Here is an 18,565-nt window from a genome sequence, read left to right as displayed (position 1 = left end):
CTGCGTTAGCTGTGTTCGTTACTCGGCTCATCCTGAGCCTCGCCCCTTACGGGGCCGCCGCAAGCAGCGTTCAAATCCGCTCCCGGCGGATTTGTCATCCTGGTCATGTACTTATGTATACTCCCAGGCGTTCGTTCACTTGCTGCCTTGATACAACGCGAATGATTTTGTCTTTGTTTTGTCTTTCTCTTATTTCTTGGCCAGTTCCTGGTTCAATGTCCAGAGTTCCCGGCGTTCTTCGCTGCTTAAACCGTGTGTGCGCTCACGAGCTATCAACTCTTCCTGGCGCAGTTCAAGCATCGAATCAAACATATGGTTGAGTGAGTCGGTGAAGGTTTTTTCCGCGATATCTTTATCTGCTATATCGTCCCACATCGACAGTTTTTCAAGGGTCGCAGCATCATTTGTGCCACGGTAGTGTTCTAAAAGTTGCCCGGTGGTCAGACCTGGCTGAGCCAGACAAGTGTTGACCAGTTCTCTGAATAAGCCAAGTCCAGGCAGCTTATTACTATCCAGTGCGCCTAACGGTGGAACCAGCGGGGCGAGGCCCGGGTTCTGTACCAGCAACCCTATAAGTATACGCATGGTCGTACGTTTTAGCTGTGGAACAGGGCGGGAAGCCCCATTTTCTGCCAGTTTAGGCATTAAACGTTCAAGCTGGCTGTCATCCAGAATGCCGAGCTTGTTCCCCAACTCCTGTCGCAAGTAAATGCGCAACGTTTCGCCTGGTACCTGAGTAATCAGAGGTAATGCCAGCGTACTGAGCTGTGCGCGTCCGTCCGGGGTACTCAAATCCACCTGCGGCAGCAGGCTGTTAAATAAAAACGCGGAGAGCGGCAGCGCCTGCTCCATCCGGGCTTCAAAGGCCTCTTTCCCTTCTTTACGCACCAGCGTATCGGGGTCTTCGCCGTCAGGTAAAAACATGAAGCGTAGCTGGCGTCCGTCTGTCATATAGGGCAGTGCGGTTTCCAGTGCGCGCCATGCTGCGTCGCGTCCGGCACGGTCGCCGTCGTAACAGCAAATTACGTTGTTCGTCGCGCGGAACAACAGTTGGATGTGATCGGCAGTAGTTGACGTCCCTAGGGATGCAACGGCGTAGTTAATGCCGTATTGCGCCAGCGCCACCACATCCATATAGCCTTCTACCACTAACAGGCGCTGTGGATCGGCGTTATCCTGCTGGGCTTCATAAAGGCCATACAGCTGGCGACCTTTATGGAAAATATCGGTTTCCGGGGAGTTCAGATATTTCGGCAGGGCATCGCCCAGCACGCGTCCACCAAAACCAATGACCCGACCACGTTTGTCGCGAATGGGGAACATCACCCGTTCGCGGAAGCGATCGTAACTGCGTCCCTGATCGTTGGTGACCAACATCCCCGCATCGACCAGCGATTTGCGATTCTCAGCATTGCCGCCAAACCGTTTCAGGACGTTGTCCCAGCCAGGGGGCGCAAAACCAATAGCAAAACGGGTGATAACGTCGCTACTTAATCCTCGCTTTTCCAGGTACTGGCGCGCAGGGGTAGCGGCGGGCTGCATCAAAGACTGTTGATAAAAAGTGTTCAGGCCGTCCATCAATTGATAAAGGCTTTGCCGTTGATGGCGCTCTATCTGACTGGGGCCACTGCCTGCTTCATAGGGCACTTCAAGGTTGTGCATTGCGGCCAGTTCTTCGACGGTTTCCACAAACTCGAGCTTGTCGTAGTTCATGAGAAAGTCGACGGCGTTGCCATGCGCGCCACACCCAAAGCAGTGATAAAACTGTTTTTCACCGTTTACGGTGAAAGAGGGGGTTTTTTCGTTATGGAACGGACAGCACGCGTGATAATTTTTGCCCTGCTTTTTCAGCTTTACCCGCGCGTCGATGAGATCGACGATGTCGGTTCTTGCCAGCAGGTCATTGATAAAAACGCGAGGAATTCGTCCAGCCATAAGCCCCTGTTTTTTGATGACTCATATACACAAAATCATTCAGGCTGCATCAAGGCGGCAAGGAAGCGAATCCTCAGGAGCGTACAGCAGTACGTGACTGGGGTGAGCGACTGCAGCCAACACTGAGGCAGCTTGAATGATGACGTGTATAAACGAAAATAAGCCGCGCATTCCTTCCGGAAGCACGGCCTTACAACTACAACTCAGTCTGAATTGAGAGCTTTGGCTCTCAATGGATTAGTACAGACGAGTACGGCGTGCGTTTTCGCGAGCCAGTTTCTTCGCGTGACGTTTCACAGCAGAAGCTTTAGCGCGCTTACGTTCGGTAGTCGGTTTTTCATAGAACTCACGACGACGAACTTCCGCCAGAACACCTGCTTTTTCGCATGAACGCTTGAAGCGACGCAGTGCTACGTCGAACGGCTCGTTTTCACGTACTTTAATTACCGGCATGTAACTCTCACCTTTAATAAATTCGGTTTGCCGCTGGCATCAACGCCAGCTTATTTCAAAATGGTGCGGAATTTTACTGCAATTGCTGCTGCTTTGTAAAGCACCGACGCGATTTTGAAAGGGACTTTTATAAGGACAAGGAGTATACACGAGCCGAACTCCTGGGGCGAACAAAGTTTTACATCAACCCGCATTGGTCCTACACTGCGCGGTAATAGAGCGAGGTAAAACAAGTCATGCGTGTACTGGGTATTGAAACATCCTGCGATGAAACCGGCATCGCCATTTACGACGATGAAAAAGGTCTTTTAGCCAACCAATTGTATAGTCAGGTGAAATTACATGCTGACTACGGCGGCGTAGTGCCTGAACTGGCCTCGCGCGATCACGTACGTAAAACCGTACCGTTGATCCAGGCCGCGCTGAAAGAAGCGGGACTGACGGCAAAAGAGATCGATGCGGTGGCGTATACCGCAGGTCCTGGTCTGGTTGGTGCGCTGCTGGTTGGCGCAACCGTAGGACGTTCGCTGGCGTTCGCCTGGGGCGTACCGGCAATTCCTGTGCACCACATGGAAGGGCATCTGCTGGCGCCAATGCTGGAAGATAATCCCCCTGCGTTCCCGTTCGTCGCGCTGCTGGTTTCCGGCGGTCACACGCAGCTGATCAGCGTCACCGGTATCGGTCAGTATGAATTGCTGGGCGAATCGATTGATGATGCTGCCGGTGAAGCGTTCGACAAAACCGCCAAGCTGCTGGGGCTGGATTATCCTGGTGGCCCAATGCTGTCAAAGCTGGCATCACAAGGCGTTGAAAAACGTTTTGTCTTCCCGCGTCCGATGACTGACCGTCCGGGGCTGGATTTCAGCTTCTCCGGCCTGAAAACCTTCGCTGCGAATACCATTCGTAATAACGAAAATGACGATCAGACCCGCGCTGATATCGCCCGTGCGTTTGAAGACGCGGTAGTTGATACGCTGATGATCAAGTGCAAACGCGCGCTGGATCAAACCGGTTTTAAACGTCTGGTGATGGCGGGGGGCGTGAGTGCGAACCGTACGCTGCGCGCAAAGCTGGCTGAGATGATGCAAAAACGTCGTGGCGAAGTGTTTTACGCGCGTCCGGAATTTTGTACCGATAACGGGGCGATGATCGCCTACGCGGGCATGGTGCGTTTTAAAGCGGGCGCAACGGCGGATCTTGGTGTGACCGTACGTCCACGCTGGCCGCTGGCGGAATTACCGGCGGCGTGAGTTTTTTGCCCGGTGGCGCTGCGTTTACCGGGCTTACAAAACCGTAGGCCGGGTCAGGCGAATCCGCCGCCCGGCGATAGCTCTCACTACATCCGCAACATTCCTTTCTCTTCCAGAAACGCGATAATTTTTTCCAGGCCTTCTCCAGATTTTAAATTACTAAACGTCCATGGACGCTCGCCGCGCATGCGCAAGGTATCGCGCTCCATCACCTCCAGCGATGCGCCGACGTAAGGGGCAAGATCGGTTTTATTGATCACCAGAAAATCGGATTTGGTGATCCCCGGACCGCCTTTACGCGGGATCTTCTCGCCTTCGGCAACATCGATCACATAGATCGTCAGATCCGCGAGTTCCGGGCTGAAGGTGGCGCTCAGGTTATCGCCGCCGCTTTCCACAAAAATCAGATCCAGATTGCCGAATTTCTCGCTCAGCGCTTCTACGGCGGCCAGATTCATCGACGCATCTTCGCGGATGGCGGTATGCGGGCAGCCACCGGTTTCCACACCAACGATTCTGTCCGGTTCCAGTGCGCCCGCCTCGGTGAGAATGCGCTGATCTTCTTTGGTGTAGATATCGTTGGTCACCACCGCCAACTGATAGCTGCTGCGCATGGCTTTGCATAACGCTTCCAGCAGCGCCGTTTTGCCCGAGCCGACCGGGCCGCCAACGCCCACACGCAGGGGATGCTTGTAGTTACTCATTTTTTCTCCTCAGGAGCGGAATAATCGGGAATATTGGGTTTCATGCCGGGCAGACGCGATAGCGGCCAACGGCGTTGCGGAGCCGAGGCTGGTGTCAGGACACGTCAGCGCCTGTGCCAAACCCTGCGCATAGCGATCGCAGAGCGCAATAATCAAACGCTGGGCCGCCTGTTGTCCAAAAGGAACCAGCTTGACGCCAGCCATGACAGCGCTCTCAATCCAGCTGTAGCCGAGGCTTAACGCCAGCTCCGTCAGGGGAATTTTCCAGCGCACGCCCAGCCAGGCCATGCCGCAGAGTTGGCTGTCGACAAAGAGGGTGCGCCATTCTCGCGAGCAATCCGACTCCCAGTCGGTGACCAGCCGCGTAAACGCCGCACCCCGACTGCGTTCTTCATCCCGCAGTTCGCGGGTTTCGCGACAGGCCAGCAGGTAAGCGCTCCAGCGGCGTGCTGCGTCGAGATCGTCCAGCTCGCAGGCGCGATACAGTCTCGCCAGCAGCGGTAGGTCAACGGTAAAAAAGTTCTGCTCCATCTGCTGGATTTGCCAGGCAGAGAAGTCATCGACGCTTTTCACCCAGCCGATTTCCACCGCCCACTCCAGACCCTGGGACCAGGTAAATGACCCTACCGGGAGCGCGCTGCTGGCGAGCTGCATCAGACGTAGCTGTTGGCTGTTATGCATCAGTGCGCATGACCATGGTGATGCCCGTGTGATTCACTGGCATAAGCGCCTGCTTCAGGTTCAAACGGCAACTGGGCGAATGTCACCTCAAGGTTGAACTGGCGCAGCATGTCGTCCAGCACATGATCGTGATGGTAACGCAGTTCATCAGGCAGGATTTGCAGCGGAACGTGGCGATTACCGAGGTGATAACAGGCTTTGGCGAGCAGGAAAGGATCGGCGCAGCGCACCACGGAAACCGACTCCGGTGCGGCGATCACTTCGATCACTTCGCTGCCATCTTCGGTACTTAGCAGATCGCCACCGCGCAGCAGCAAACCACGCGGTAGCATTAGCCCGGCTTCGCGACCGTCGTTCAGTGCTACCCTGGCGCGACTTTTTACCCGGACATCAATGGGCAGCGTGACGCTTGCAGTAACGCGGTGAGCGTGGTCAAGGCGTTGGGTCAGATAGATCATCGTCACTCCTCAAAACAGAAAATAGCGTTGCGCCATCGGCAACACATCTGCCGGTTCGCTGGTGATAAGTTCGCCATCAATACGCACCTCGTAAGTCTGAGCATCGACGGTGATATTGGGTTGCAGGCCGTTGTAGATCATGTCGACCTTTTTCACCGTCCGACAGCCTTTGACGACGGCGATAACGCTTTGCAGATTGAGCTGCAGCGGGATGTTTTGCGCGTCAGCGGCCTGCGAAATAAAGGTCAGCCGGGTGTGGTGCCGCGCCGCGCCAAGCGCGCCGAACATCATGCGGTAATGCACCGGCTGCGGGGTGGGGATCGAGGCGTTGATATCGCCCATTGGCGCGCAGGCGATCATCCCGCCCTTGACGACCGTCGCCGGTTTTACGCCAAAAAAGGCGGGCGACCACAGCACCAGATCGGCCAGTTTGCCAGGCTCAACGGAGCCGACTTCATGGGCGATACCGTGGGTTAATGCCGGGTTGATGGTGTATTTGGCGACGTAGCGTTTAACGCGCAGGTTGTCGTTGTCACCGGTTTCTTCTGCCAACGGGCCACGCTGAACCTTCATGCGGTGCGCCACCTGCCAGGTACGCAGGATCACTTCGCCCACGCGCCCCATCGCCTGTGAATCGGACGAGGTCAGGGAAAACGCGCCAATGTCATGCAGCACATCCTCGGCAGCGATTGTTTCCCGGCGAATGCGGGATTCGGCAAAGGCCACGTCTTCGGCGATATCCGGATCGAGGTGGTGGCAAACCATCAGCATGTCGAGATGCTCGTCGATGGTGTTGACGGTATAGGGCAGCGTCGGGTTAGTGGAGGAGGGCAGAATATTCGGATGCGCGCAGGCGGTGATGATATCCGGCGCATGGCCGCCGCCCGCGCCTTCGGTGTGAAAGGTATGAATGGTGCGATCGCCAATCGCCGCCAGCGTATCTTCAACGAATCCGGACTCGTTGAGCGTATCGCTGTGCAGCGCGACCTGGATGTCCATCTCGTCGGCCACAGTCAGCGCGCAGTCGATAGCGGCAGGCGTGGCGCCCCAGTCTTCATGGATTTTCAGGCCAATTGCACCCGCGCTGATTTGCTCGCGTAGGGCGTCAGGGTTTGAGCCATTACCTTTGCCCAGTAAACCGATGTTAACCGGCAACGCATCTGCCGCCTGCAGCATGCGCGCGATGTACCAGGGGCCCGGTGTGCAGGTGGTGGCGTTGGTTCCTGCTGCCGGACCGGTGCCTCCGCCGATCATCGTCGTCACGCCAGAAACCAGCGCCTCCTGCGCCTGCTGTGGGCAAATCCAGTGAATATGCGTATCCACGCCGCCCGCGGTGACGATCTTACCTTCTCCAGCGATGACTTCAGTTCCCACGCCTATCGGGATCGTGACGTTGGGTTGAATATCGGGATTACCTGCTTTGCCGATGGCGAAGATCCTGCCGTTTTTGATGCCGATATCCGCTTTCACGATCCCCCAGTGATCGACGATCAGCGCGTTGGTTATCACCAGATCCACGCATGCATCGGCGCGCATTTGTCCCTGGCCCATGCCGTCGCGGATCACTTTTCCGCCGCCGAATTTGACCTCTTCGCCGTAGGTGGTGAAGTCTTGTTCCACCTCGATCCACAGGTCGGTATCCGCCAGGCGCACTTTATCGCCGGTGGTTGGGCCAAACATGTCGGCGTACGCCTGCCGGGAAATGTCACTCATTATCTGCCTCCAGTGCGCCCATCACTTCGCTGCGAAAACCCACGATCCTTTGTGCACCAGCAACGCGCACCAGTTCGACTTCGCGTTTTTGTCCCGGCTCAAAACGCACCGCTGTGCCCGCAGCAATGTTCAGACGAAAACCGCGTGCAGCCAGCCTGTCAAAGCGCAGCGCCGGGTTCACTTCGTAAAAGTGATAGTGCGATCCCACCTGGATGGGTCTGTCGCCATGATTTTCCACCACGATCGTGCAGATCTCCCGCCCTTGATTAAGCGCAATATTGCCTTTTGCGATCTGATATTCACCTGGGATCATTGCTGCTCCTTAGACGATCGGATTGTGGACAGTGACCAGCTTCGATCCGTCCGGAAATGTGGCTTCAACCTGAATATCCGGGATCATCTCCGGTACGCCTTCCATCACCTGATCGCGGCGCAGGACTTGACGCCCGTCTTCCATCAGCGCGGCCACGGTTTGCCCGTCCCGCGCCCCTTCCATGATGAAAGCGCTAATTAGCGCCACCGATTCCGGGTAGTTCAGCTTCAGCCCGCGGGCCAGGCGACGTTCCGCCACCAGCGCAGCGGTAAACAGCAACAGCTTGTCTTTTTCTCTGGGAGTCAGTTCCATAAGGGTTCTCTTAGGTTTGCCAGATTCGCGGGAGTACGGGCGCTTTGTGTGTCAGCAGCGGGCGCAGAAATTGCCAGATGTCGCGCATAACGCGCTGGACAACCAGGTTGTCGTTAGCAAGAAAACGGATTGTCAGCAGCGAATCGTTAAGCGTTGCCCCGGCGTAATCGCCAAGCGCCGTAAGCCGCTCCCGCGTGCCCTCGAGCATATGTTCGCTGGCCGGATAACACAGCAACGTGCCGACCCAGGGATGATGTGCGACGCCGCTCAGATTCCCCTCCTGCAACTGCAAGCGTTCTATCAGCAGTGGCTGCCCATCTCGCCATACTTCCAGGCGGTTTTGCAGCGTGCCGTAACTGAAGGTCTCCTGCATAACCGGTCGGCCAAGACATAGCAGATCCCAGGCCAGCAGGCGGCTTGCGGATGTCAGATGAAAGACGGTCTGAATAGCGGCGTTGGCGCCGGGAAAGAGGATCGTATCCTGCGGCAACCACTCCAGCGTCGCGTGAGGAGTGAGGGTAAAATGCTGGCGCAGTAATGCCTGCGGTCCACGGCTGCGGTAAAACTTTCCCGCACCAGGCTGGGTGATTAACGCGTGGCTGTTTTCGTCGAGCGTTACGGCGATATGGAGCTCATCCCCGCCGACGATCCCCGCCGGTGGATGAAGCAAATAGAGATGGCAAACGTTCTCTTCCGGGTAAAACGGGCGCTGAACCGTCAATGGACCATGATGACGCGCCGAGGCGAGCACCGTTTTGTGCCCGGTGCAGGTAAAATGCAGATCCAGTTCGGCCTGCCAGCCCCGTGTGAGTGTCTCGTGCGCAACCGTGTCCAGAGCGTTTCCCCTATCAGCATGAGGGTGTTTGCATACAAAAAAGTATGCCTCAGCGCATCGGGAAATCGATCATATGAGAAGCTTATGGATAAAGGGGCGACAATACGTCGCCCCACCAGGGTTTTACAGTAAAACGAGGGGCATCCAGACCAGACCGGTAATCACCAGCAGCACGAGGAAAATCAGGCCAAAAATAGCACCGAGTCGCCAGTAATCCACCGTTGGTAAATAGCCGCTGCCGTAGTAGATAGGGCTAGGGCCGGTGGCGTACGGGGTCAGAATGCTGCCCAGACCAATGGCGGCGCCGACCATCAGGCAGAAGACCGGTAGCGGGATTTCCGGCATTGCCAGCGCGGCGGCAATCATCATCGGTGCGAGGGCTGAGGTATAGGCTGTGGCGCTGGCAAAGAAGTAACGCAGCAGATAGAACACCACGATCAGCGCTACCATCACCATCATCGGCGAATAGCCACTCAGCCCGTTTGCCAGCAGCTTGCCGAACCAGGTAATAAAACCGGTGTTATTGAGCCCGGTGGCCAGCGTGATCAGCGAGGCCAGCCAGAAAAAGACGTTCCATGCGGCTTTATTGCTGACGATGTCATCCCAGCTAATGATGCGCAGTACCAGCATCAACGCCACCACGCTGTATCCGACCATCGCAGCGTCAATATAATCGCCGCCGAAGATCCACAGCACCAGCGCGCCGACCATCAGCACCAGCATCTTTTTCTCGCGAGCGCAGAGCGGTCCCATCGCTTTTAGTTCGGTATCCGCCCAGCGTGGAACCTGATCGCCGGATTTCAGCTCCGGTGGATATAACACGTACGCCAGCCACGGCACGATCAGCACCAGTAAAATGCTCAGCGGCAGCATGCCTAAGAACCAGTCACCCCAGCTCAGCGCGGTGTGGGATGCGCCTTTCATCAGACCGATCAACAGCAGGTTCGGCGCCATTGCCGTTAAGAAAATGGCGCTGGTAACGCAGTCAGCGACAATGCCCATCCACATGATGTACGAGCCAATAGAGCGTGAACTGGCGCTATTGGGTTGTGAGTTATACAGCGGCGGCAGGTTGCGGATAATCGGGTAGATTATTCCGGCCCCACGGGCGGAGTTGGAAGGTGTGACGGGAGCGAGGATAAGTTCGGAGAACATCACCGCATAGCCGAGAAACAGCGTCCTATGCCCCATCTTTTTCACCAGCATCAGCGCGATTCGCCGACCGAGTCCGGTTTTCTCATAGCCCGTGCCAAACATAAAGGCCGCGAAGATCAGCCAGATGACCGAGTTTGAAAAGCCAGATACCGCCCACGACAGCGATTTGGCGGTAAATTTAAAACCGTCCTGCGCGAGTTGCTCCGGGCTGAACAGCAGCCACGGTGAAAGGACGGCGATGATCGAAATGCCAATCATCGCCACTACCGCGCCCGGTACAGGTTCCAGAATAAGCCCGACAATCACACCGGTAAAGACGGCAAAATAGAGCCAGGTGTGGCTCTCAAGACCGGTGGGGACGGGTAGAACAGCAATAATGGCGATGACCACCAGCGGAGCCAGGTATCGCCACCAACCAGCTAAAGGTGCCATTGTTGAATCCCTACGAAAGGGGAGAGGCGTAGCGCCTCTCCGGGAGGGTTATTTGATGTAATGCACGTGCTCGCAGATTTCATCGACGATAGGGTCGCGACGTTCAGCGAACAGCTTTTTGTTTTCAGCGATCAGGTTATTGCCGTGGGTATCGATGGAAACGATCAGCGGGCCGAACTCTTTTACCCGACACACCCACAGGGACTCCGGCATGCCGAGTTCCGTCCAGTGCACCTCTTCGATCTCCTCAACCTGGGTTGCCGCCACGACCGCGCAGCCTGCCGGGAAGATGACGTGCAGCGCTTTAAACTGCTTGCAGCCTTCTTCCGTCAGCGGTCCCATGCCGCCCTTGCCGACTACCAGTTTGACGCCAGTCTGTTCGATAAAGTCTTTCTCAAACGCTTCCATACGCATGCTGGTGGTTGGGCCGACGGAAACCATTTCCCATTTTTCACCGTTCTTACGTACGATCGGGCCCGCGTGGAAAATGGCTTTGCCGTTCAGGTCATAAGGAATCGGGCGCTTCAGTTCGATCAGGCGGCGGTGGCAAACGTCACGGCAGGTCACCAGCGTACCGGTCAGGTAAATGACATCGCCAACGCGAATGTCTGCCAGATCTTCTGCTTTGATCGGGGTTGTGAGGATCTTTTTCATAACGCGCTCCGGGTGTGAGACAGGTTTTCGAAGGAGAGGTCAGCATGAACCAATAGTGTGCCGCGACGGTGGGCCCAGCAGCCGGTAGAGACGGCAACGCCGATAGTCGACGGGTGGCGCGCGGCGGATTCGATATGCACGCCCATCACCGAGCTATTACCGGTCAATCCTTGCGGACCAATGCCCAGACGGTTAAGTCCTTCTTCCAGACGCAGTTCCAGTTCGGCCGCTTTCGGATTCGGATGACGTGAGCCGATAGGGCGCAGCACCGCTTTACGAGAAAGAACGGCGGCGGTTTCTACGGAGGTGGCAATACCTACGCCCACCAGCACTGGCGGACAGGCGTTGACTGCCAGCGTGGAGATATTTTCAAAAACAAATTTCACCACACCTTCGTAGCCCTCAGAAGGCATTAACACTTTCGAGCGTCCCGGCAGCGTACAGCCGCCGCCTGCCATGTAGACTTCGATTTCCGCGTCATCATTATCAGGAATGATGTCCCAGGTGACCCACGGCACACCGGTACCGGTATTTTTGCCGGTATTCACTTCGTCAAAAATCTCGACCGCGTTATGGCGCAACGGCGCTTTTACCGTGGCGTCTTCAACGGCCTGCTTCAGAATGCTTTGCAGTTCGCCGAGGAGTGGAAAACGGGAACCGACCTTCACGAAGAACATAATCTCGCCGGTGTCCTGACAGGCTGGGCGGTTCAGGTCGATAGCCTTCTGCATGTTGTCAAACATGGTGTGGTAGATGATTTTACCCATCGGCGAGGTTTCGCCTTCACGCAGCTGTTTTAATTTATCCACGACGTCATCGGGCATGCGGGTAGAAATCATGGCGGTAAAATCAGCGACAATGTTCGTCAGCGTATTTATCGCATTTTGGTTATTTTGATTGCTCATCTTGTTAACTCCAGTTCTTTTATTTATCTGGAAATAAATTCTCCGCCACAAACTACCACTAAAAATGTGGGTTAATATTATTTGCCACTGTGAATATCTAATTAACAGTTCGTGAATGATGTCCGGATAAGGCAATAAAAATTGCGCAAAGGCAGGGTTTAAGACGCATGAGAGAATTACACTGCGGTGAACAACATTACGGATAGACCGATCATGCTGAACACGTATCCCCTGGCGAAAGACCTGCAGGTGTTGGTTGAAATTGTGCATAGCGGCAGCTTCAGCGCCGCCGCCGCGACGCTGGGGCAAACGCCGGCGTTTGTGACAAAACGCATTCAGATCCTAGAGTCCACGCTGGGGACGACGCTGCTAAGCCGCTCTGCGCGTGGTGTAGCGCTCACGGAGAGTGGTCAACGTTGCTATGAACATGCGCAGGCGATCCTCGCGGGCTATCAGCATCTGGTCGATGACGTCACGCAACTCAAAACGCGCCCGGCAGGGATGATTCGTATCGGCTGTAGTTTTGGCTTTGGGCGCAGTTATATTGCGCCGGCAATTACCGAATTGATGCATAGCTACCCTGAATTACAGGTGCATTTTGAGCTTTACGATCGGCAAATTGATTTGGCGCAGGATAATATCGATTTGGATATTCGTATTAATGACGAGATACCGGATTATTATATTGCGCATTTGTTAACGAAAAACAAAAGAATATTGTGTGCGGCCCCACCGTATTTACAAAAATACGGTGAGCCGATGACGTTACAGGAATTAAGTCGTCATGATTGTCTGGTCACCAAAGAACGCGATATGACTCACGGGGTGTGGGAACTGGACAATGGTCAGGAGAAAAAGTCGGTCAAGGTGGCGGGACATCTTTCCTCTAACAGCGGTGAGATTGTGTTGCAGTGGGCGCTACAGGGAAAAGGGATCATGCTGCGTTCTGAATGGGATGTGCAGCCGTTTCTGGCCAGCGGTGAACTGGTGCGTGTGCTGCCGGACTATGCGCAGAGCGCTAATATTTGGGCGGTTTATCAGGAGCCGTTGTATCGCAGCGTGAAGCTGCGCGTGTGCGTGGAGTTTCTGGCGACGTGGTGTCAAAACCGATTAGGCAAGCCAGTGGAGGGGTATCACATCCCCCACGCCGGATAAGACGCCGTTGCGTCGCTATCCGACAATAAATTCACTCGGGGTCTCGTTCGCGTTTTTTCTTCAACTTGGTCCAGATCTTCGGCTCCTGACGACGCCACAGGCGCTGAATGTTGTCATGGTGACGAAGCAGAATTAAGCACGACAGCATGGACACGGGAAAAGTGAACTGGGGATTGAACCACCAGACGTAAAAAGGGGCGATCAACGCGCTGACGATAGCGCCTAACGACGAGTAGCCGCTCAACAGGACGGTCAGCAGCCAGGTCCCGGCCATCACGCCGGTTAAGTCCCAACCAATCGGTGCAATCGCGCCAAAGGCTGTGGCAACGCCTTTCCCACCTTTAAAGCCGAAGAACACCGGCCAAATGTGGCCCAGACAGGCGGCGATTGCGATCAATCCCAGCCAGAAGGGGCTGACGCCTAGCGCATAGGCACCCCAGACGGGTAACATACCTTTCAGGACGTCGAAAATCAGTACCGCGACGGCGGCTCCCTTGCCACCGATGCGCAGCACGTTTGTCGCGCCCGGATTCCCAGAGCCGCTGTCGCGCGGGTCCGGCAATCCAGCAAGGCGGCATACCAGAATAGCACTGGAAATTGAGCCACAGAGGTACGCGAAGATAATCATTCCAGGCGCGATTGCACTCATAAGCTGTTCCGTTTTGAAAATGTCGTGTAAAACGCTACTTCTGTGGATAATACGCATATTTCGCCGGAAGTGGTATCCGGGTTAGCCAAAAAGCAGGCAGGTCGTGATGGATATTGTATTTATAGAGCAACTTTCTGTAATCACCACTATTGGTGTTTACGACTGGGAACAAACGATCGAACAACGGTTGGTGTTCGATATCGAAATGGCATGGGATAACCGCAAATCGGCTAAAAGCGATGATGTGGCTGATTGCCTGAGCTATGCTGATATTGCTCAAACGGTTGTTAATCATGTGGAAGGTGGGCGCTTTGCGCTGGTAGAACGGGTTGCGGAAGAGGTGGCGGATCTGCTGCTTAGCCGCTTTAATTCTCCCTGGGTACGGATCAAACTCAGTAAACCTGGCGCGGTAGCCCGTGCGGCGAACGTCGGGGTTATCATTGAGCGTGGCAATAATCTGAAAGAAAATAATTAATTTAATAATTTCTAAAACAAACGGGTATAAAAGGGTCCTTTCGTCGGCTCTTTTTTGCCGTGGTTTCTCTATCTAGGGGTTTATTAATGAGTGATATGCACTCGCTGCTGGTGGCGGCAATTTTGGGTGTGGTCGAAGGATTGACGGAATTTTTACCCGTTTCCAGTACCGGCCATATGATTATTGTTGGCCACTTATTGGGTTTTGAGGGTGACACTGCGAAAACATTCGAAGTGGTTATCCAGTTAGGTTCTATCCTGGCCGTTGTGGTGATGTTCTGGCGACGTCTGTTTGGCCTGATCGGTATTCACTTCGGCAAGGCTCCGCATGAAGGCACTGGCAAAGGTCGACTGACGTTGGGACATATCCTGTTGGGGATGATTCCAGCCGTGGTACTGGGACTAATCTTCCACGACACCATCAAATCGCTGTTTAACCCGATCAACGTGATGTATGCGCTGGTGGTGGGTGGTGTACTGCTGATTGCCGCAGAATGCCTGAAGCCGAAAGAACCGCGTGCGCCGGGTCTGGATGATATGACCTATCGCCAGGCGTTTATGATTGGCTGTTTCCAGTGTCTGGCGCTGTGGCCGGGTTTTTCTCGCTCCGGGGCGACGATTTCTGGCGGCATGCTGATGGGCGTGAGTCGTTACGCGGCCTCGGAATTCTCCTTCCTGTTGGCCGTGCCGATGATGATGGGCGCGACGGCGCTGGATCTCTACAAGAGCTGGTCTTTCCTTAGCGCATCAGATATCCCGATGTTTGCAGTCGGATTTGTGACGGCGTTTATCGTGGCGCTGGTGGCGATCAAAACCTTCCTGCAACTGATTAAACGCATCTCGTTCATTCCGTTTGCGATTTACCGCTTTATTGTGGCGGCTGCCGTTTACGTCGTGTTCTTCTGATGTCTTACCGTGGTGCCGGATGGCGGCGTTCTGCCTTATCCGGCCTACGGGTTATATCCGTAGGCCGGATAAGCACAGCGCATCCGGCAACGCAGTGTCTACGCTTTCGGGCACCGCTGCTCCTTCCAACTGGCTACCGCCGCGATGCGACGCCGGGTCAGTTCTTCACGAATTGCCTGACCTTTGAATCCAGCTTCAACCACGTCTTTCGTTGGCACCGCCTGCGCAACCTGCCAGGCTTCGCGCAACAGTCTGCCTTGCGGATAATCTGCCGCTTCAAAACCGGTTCGCCCACGCACATCGGCCTCGCTGGTGAGGGCGATTTGCTCCACGCGCTGCGGTTTGCGCCAGGCATCGATGGAATCAAACAGCTTAACGATGGTTTTCGGCTGCAGGATCGGGAAGGTATGAATGAGGTCGTGGAACTCGGAAACCAGTTTGGCTAAATCACGGATGTCATTCGGCACGCGCAGGCGCTGGCACAGTTGTTCGACAAGCTTAACACCTGCCGGACCGTGGCCGTGATGGCGCGGCCACAGCGCTTTAGGCGTCAATGCCTTGCCAAGATCGTGGCACAGCGTAGCAAAACGCACGTCGACCTCCGGACTTAACATGGCTGCCATCGACAGCGTCATCAGCGTGTGAATGCCGGTGTCGATTTCCGGATGCCACTGCGCGGGAGCTGGAACGCCAAACAAAGCATCCACTTCCGGAAACAGGACGCGCAGTGCGTCGCAGTCGCGCAGGACCTGGAAAAATACCTGTGGGTTACGGGTGGTTAATGCGCCTTCGGTTTCTTTCCACACCCGCTCTGGTGTCAGATGCTCCAGTTCACCAGCGGCGGTCATGTCACGCATTAGCGTCATGGTTTCGTCAGCAATCCGAAAACCGAGATGTGCGTAGCGGGCAGCAAAGCGTGCCACGCGCAGTACGCGCAGCGGATCTTCGCTAAAGGCAGATGAAACATGGCGCAGCAGACGGTTTTCCAGATCGTCGCGTCCGTTATACGGGTCGATAATCTCCCCGTCGTCATCGCGGGCGATTGCGTTGATGGTCAGGTCACGACGCTGAAGATCGGCCTCCAGCGTGACATCTGCGGCGGCATAGCAGGTGAACCCGGTATACCCCGAGCCTGACTTACGTTCGGTACGCGCCAGCGCATACTCTTCGCGGGTTTGCGGATGCAGAAACACGGGAAAATCGCGGCCTACCTGCTGGTAGCCCGCGTCGAGCATCTCTTGCGGCGTGGCGCCAACAACAACCCAATCTTTATCTTTAATCGGTAGCCCTAATAACGCATCCCGAACAGCACCACCGACCAGATAAATCTTCACGCCACTTTCCTTTTGAAAACTATGATCCCTTAATCATATGTCAGTGTGGCGGAGAAGGCGATTCAGTTCATCCAGCGATCTTTGCGTTTACGGCTTGGGATCATGTGTGGCAGAACCAGGCCGAGCAGCAGACCAAGACCCAACACGCCGCCACCGTACATAAACCACTGCATGATGATGGTGCGCTGTTTGTCATCAAGCTGAAGGTTGGCTGCGCTGACCTTCTTTTGCGCCACGATAAGCTCGTTTTTCAGCTTCTGGTTTTCTTGTTTCAGCCCGTCGATCACGCTGTCGCTTTGCGCTACCTTTTGCTGCATATCAGCGGTGCGCTGGTTCCACGTGGTATCGATATTATTGAGCTTATCGGTCAAGGTCTTAACCTGGTTTTCCAGGTCGGGAACGCGGGTACGCAGGCTCGGCGTACTGTTCAGCTCTTTCAGTGGGATCCAGGCGGTACGTCCGGTGCTGTCTTTCACCTGGCCGTAGTTAGTGTTGGCATCGGTCTGTAATAGCGTGACTTCCTCGCCGGCGTTAACCGTACCCACGAGGCGATAATTATCTCCTGGACCGCTGCGGACCCAGGTGTTCAGTTCGTCAGAGACATAGCGCTTTTCTTCGGCATGAGAGACTGCAGTGGCGCTAAGTGCGAGTAAAGTTAATCCAATCAGGCGTAATTTTGGCATCAGGCTGTCGTTATTGTCATAGAAAGTGGAACGATAGTAGTGGCATCAGTGTCTCTACGCAAAGCATTCGACATCAATCGGAATCATCTGTGTCCTTTTTGCCACCACTCGAAACTTTTACGCCCGTCAAATTGCTCGTTGCATGGCAATTTGGCGCAAAATACTATCTACTGACCATAAAGAACGAACTTAGTTCGCAGTCAGTTTTCTCAACTGTGACATAACCCATAAGTACAAGACCATGGCCCAGGAAATCGAATTAAAATTTATCGTCAATAATGACGCTGTAGATGCGCTACGTGAACGTCTGAATACGCTGGGGGGAGAACATCATGCGCCCAGCCAGTTGCTGAATATCTACTACGAAACACCGGATGCGTGGTTGCGTGGTCACGATATGGGGCTGCGTATTCGCGGTGAAAATGGTCATTACGAAATGACCATGAAAATTGCCGGACGCGTGACGGGTGGACTGCACCAACGGCCGGAATATAACGTTGCGCTAAACGCGCCTGAGCTGGACCTCACCTTGTTCCCAACGGAAGTCTGGCCTGATGGCGAGCTGCCTGCTGAACTTGCTTCTCAAGTGCAGCCGTTGTTCAGCACCGATTTTTACCGTGAGAAATGGTTGGTTGATGTTGATGGCAGCCGGATTGAAATGGCCCTCGATCTGGGGGAGGTGAAAGCGGGCGAGTTTGCAGAACCTATCTGTGAGCTTGAACTTGAACTGCTAAGCGGCGATACCCGTGCGGTACTGAAGCTGGCAAACCAGCTGGTTTCGCAAACCGGTTTACGCCAGGGTAGCTTGAGCAAAGCAGCGCGCGGTTATCACCTGGCTCAGGGGAATGCGCCGCGCGAACTCAAACCGACACGCATTTTGAAAGTTCCGGCGAAAGCGAGTATTGAGCAGGGGCTGGAAGCGGCGCTGGAGCTGGCATTATCACAGTGGCAGTATCATGAAGAGCTGTGGGTGCGCGGCGTTAAAGGGGCGAAAGCCGAGGTGCTGGCGGCTATGGGCCTGGTGCGTCACATTCTGATGCTGTTTGGCGGTAATGTGCCGCGAAAAGCGAGCGCTCACTTACGTGATTTGTTGACCCAGTCGGAAGCGATCATTTCGTCGGACGTTTCTGCTGTTTCGGCGGTTTACAGCACGCAAACGGCAATGGCCAAGCTGGCGCTGACCGAATGGCTGGTGACCAAAGGATGGCAGCCGTTCCTTGATGCGAAGGCGCAGGGAAAAATTGCCGACTCCTTTAAGCGTTTCTCTGATACCCATCTTTCACGCCATGCCGCTGAGCTGAAAACCGCTTTTGCGCAGCCGCTGGGCGATCAGTACGCCGATCAGCTTCCTCGTTTGACGCGCAACATTGATAGCATGCTGATGCTGGCGGGATACTACGACGAAAATGTCGCATCAGACTGGATCGCCAACTGGCAGGGTTTGCGCCACGCCATTGCGGCCAATCAATATATTGAAATTGAACACTTCCGTAACGAGGCAATTGCACTGGAACCGTTCTGGCTGCACAGCGGAAAACGATAATCAGGACCGAGGCCGGGATGC

20 protein-coding genes are annotated in these 18,565 nt (G+C 55.0%); 5 read left to right on the top strand and 15 right to left on the bottom strand.

Translation table 11 applies throughout. From position 1 onward, the window contains the following. Positions 1–189 precede the first annotated feature (189 nt). Both dnaG and rpsU read right to left on the bottom strand, forming a co-directional pair. Positions 190–1,935 carry a DNA primase gene (gene dnaG, locus OGX83_RS19770; RefSeq protein ID WP_003828467.1) on the bottom strand — a complete coding sequence of 582 codons (1,746 nt, stop codon included), beginning with the start codon at positions 1,933–1,935 and terminating at the stop codon, positions 190–192. 237 nt (positions 1,936–2,172) lie between these two features. Continuing rightward, positions 2,173–2,388 carry a 30S ribosomal protein S21 gene (rpsU, locus tag OGX83_RS19765; protein WP_001144069.1) on the bottom strand — a complete coding sequence of 72 codons (216 nt, stop codon included), beginning with the start codon at positions 2,386–2,388 and terminating at the stop codon, positions 2,173–2,175. 236 nt (positions 2,389–2,624) lie between these two features. Here rpsU and tsaD point away from each other — a divergent pair, with 236 nt between their 5' ends. Continuing rightward, the gene (gene tsaD / locus OGX83_RS19760) at positions 2,625–3,638 is read left to right on the top strand and encodes a tRNA (adenosine(37)-N6)-threonylcarbamoyltransferase complex transferase subunit TsaD (RefSeq protein WP_003024694.1); all 1,014 of its coding nucleotides are present in this window, start codon (positions 2,625–2,627) and stop codon (positions 3,636–3,638) included. A gap of 86 nt (positions 3,639–3,724) precedes the next feature. Here tsaD and ureG read toward each other — a convergent pair whose 3' ends face one another. The 10 genes from ureG to ttdA all read right to left on the bottom strand — a co-directional run bounded on the left by ureG (position 3,725) and on the right by ttdA (position 11,800). Next, positions 3,725–4,342, bottom strand: a complete 618-nt coding sequence (gene ureG / locus OGX83_RS19755; RefSeq protein ID WP_003838095.1) for an urease accessory protein UreG — start codon at positions 4,340–4,342, stop codon at positions 3,725–3,727. 9 nt (positions 4,343–4,351) lie between these two features. Beyond that, positions 4,352–5,023, bottom strand: a complete 672-nt coding sequence (locus OGX83_RS19750; protein ID WP_003828461.1) for an urease accessory protein UreF — start codon at positions 5,021–5,023, stop codon at positions 4,352–4,354. Further along, positions 5,023–5,481 (bottom strand): urease accessory protein UreE, encoded by a 459-nt coding sequence (gene ureE / locus OGX83_RS19745; protein WP_020996339.1) that lies wholly within the window; start codon positions 5,479–5,481, stop codon positions 5,023–5,025. The genes OGX83_RS19750 and ureE overlap by 1 nt, the downstream gene beginning before the upstream one ends. A gap of 9 nt (positions 5,482–5,490) precedes the next feature. Next, a complete protein-coding gene (ureC, locus tag OGX83_RS19740) occupies positions 5,491–7,194 on the bottom strand; it encodes an urease subunit alpha (protein ID WP_286588941.1) in 1,704 nt (567 codons plus the stop codon). Continuing rightward, entirely contained in the window at positions 7,187–7,507 is a 321-nt protein-coding gene (locus tag OGX83_RS19735) for an urease subunit beta (RefSeq protein WP_003828455.1), read from the bottom strand. The genes ureC and OGX83_RS19735 overlap by 8 nt, the downstream gene beginning before the upstream one ends. A 9-nt stretch (positions 7,508–7,516) precedes the next feature. After that, complete coding sequence (locus OGX83_RS19730; RefSeq protein ID WP_286588939.1) at positions 7,517–7,819, bottom strand: urease subunit gamma; 303 nt, start codon at positions 7,817–7,819, stop codon at positions 7,517–7,519. Between the two features lie 10 nt (positions 7,820–7,829). Then, complete coding sequence (locus tag OGX83_RS19725) at positions 7,830–8,654, bottom strand: urease accessory protein UreD (protein WP_286589079.1); 825 nt, start codon at positions 8,652–8,654, stop codon at positions 7,830–7,832. A gap of 123 nt (positions 8,655–8,777) precedes the next feature. Continuing rightward, on the bottom strand, positions 8,778–10,241 hold the full coding sequence (locus OGX83_RS19720; RefSeq protein WP_008785842.1) for an anion permease: 1,464 nt from the start codon (positions 10,239–10,241) through the stop codon (positions 8,778–8,780). A gap of 48 nt (positions 10,242–10,289) precedes the next feature. Next, on the bottom strand, positions 10,290–10,895 hold the full coding sequence (gene ttdB, locus OGX83_RS19715) for a L(+)-tartrate dehydratase subunit beta (RefSeq protein WP_003828447.1): 606 nt from the start codon (positions 10,893–10,895) through the stop codon (positions 10,290–10,292). After that, a complete protein-coding gene (gene ttdA / locus OGX83_RS19710) occupies positions 10,892–11,800 on the bottom strand; it encodes a L(+)-tartrate dehydratase subunit alpha (RefSeq protein ID WP_003828445.1) in 909 nt (302 codons plus the stop codon). Before ttdA ends, ttdB begins: the two co-directional genes overlap by 4 nt. Before the next feature lie 213 nt (positions 11,801–12,013). On the opposite strand from ttdA, the gene ttdR reads away from it, so the two are divergent. Further along, positions 12,014–12,955 (top strand): L-tartrate utilization transcriptional activator TtdR, encoded by a 942-nt coding sequence (gene ttdR, locus OGX83_RS19705; RefSeq protein WP_032945042.1) that lies wholly within the window; start codon positions 12,014–12,016, stop codon positions 12,953–12,955. 31 nt (positions 12,956–12,986) lie between these two features. On the opposite strand, the gene plsY is transcribed toward ttdR, so the two are convergent. Then, a complete protein-coding gene (plsY, locus tag OGX83_RS19700) occupies positions 12,987–13,604 on the bottom strand; it encodes a glycerol-3-phosphate 1-O-acyltransferase PlsY (protein WP_003828443.1) in 618 nt (205 codons plus the stop codon). Between the two features lie 106 nt (positions 13,605–13,710). Between plsY and folB the strand changes: the two genes are divergently transcribed. Further along, positions 13,711–14,079, top strand: coding sequence for a bifunctional dihydroneopterin aldolase/7,8-dihydroneopterin epimerase (gene folB / locus OGX83_RS19695; RefSeq protein ID WP_003024659.1), 369 nt, complete (start codon positions 13,711–13,713; stop codon positions 14,077–14,079). Positions 14,080–14,165: 86 nt separating this feature from the next. Continuing rightward, positions 14,166–14,984, top strand: a complete 819-nt coding sequence (gene bacA, locus OGX83_RS19690) for an undecaprenyl-diphosphate phosphatase (RefSeq protein ID WP_003828439.1) — start codon at positions 14,166–14,168, stop codon at positions 14,982–14,984. A 98-nt stretch (positions 14,985–15,082) separates the two neighbouring features. On the opposite strand, the gene OGX83_RS19685 is transcribed toward bacA, so the two are convergent. Together OGX83_RS19685 and OGX83_RS19680 are read right to left on the bottom strand one after the other, a co-directional pair. Continuing rightward, a complete protein-coding gene (locus OGX83_RS19685; RefSeq protein WP_032945041.1) occupies positions 15,083–16,318 on the bottom strand; it encodes a multifunctional CCA addition/repair protein in 1,236 nt (411 codons plus the stop codon). 62 nt (positions 16,319–16,380) lie between these two features. Then, positions 16,381–17,001: a TIGR04211 family SH3 domain-containing protein gene (locus tag OGX83_RS19680; protein ID WP_003828434.1), complete on the bottom strand. Its 621-nt coding sequence runs from the start codon at positions 16,999–17,001 to the stop codon at positions 16,381–16,383. Between the two features lie 241 nt (positions 17,002–17,242). Here OGX83_RS19680 and OGX83_RS19675 point away from each other — a divergent pair, with 241 nt between their 5' ends. Then, on the top strand, positions 17,243–18,544 hold the full coding sequence (locus tag OGX83_RS19675; RefSeq protein ID WP_286588937.1) for a CYTH domain-containing protein: 1,302 nt from the start codon (positions 17,243–17,245) through the stop codon (positions 18,542–18,544). Positions 18,545–18,565 lie beyond the last annotated feature (21 nt).

The organism is Citrobacter sp. Cpo074, assembly GCF_030332745.1.
Classification (GTDB): Bacteria; Pseudomonadota; Gammaproteobacteria; order Enterobacterales; family Enterobacteriaceae; genus Citrobacter; species Citrobacter portucalensis.
This window is presented reverse-complemented; position numbering and strand designations above follow the sequence as displayed.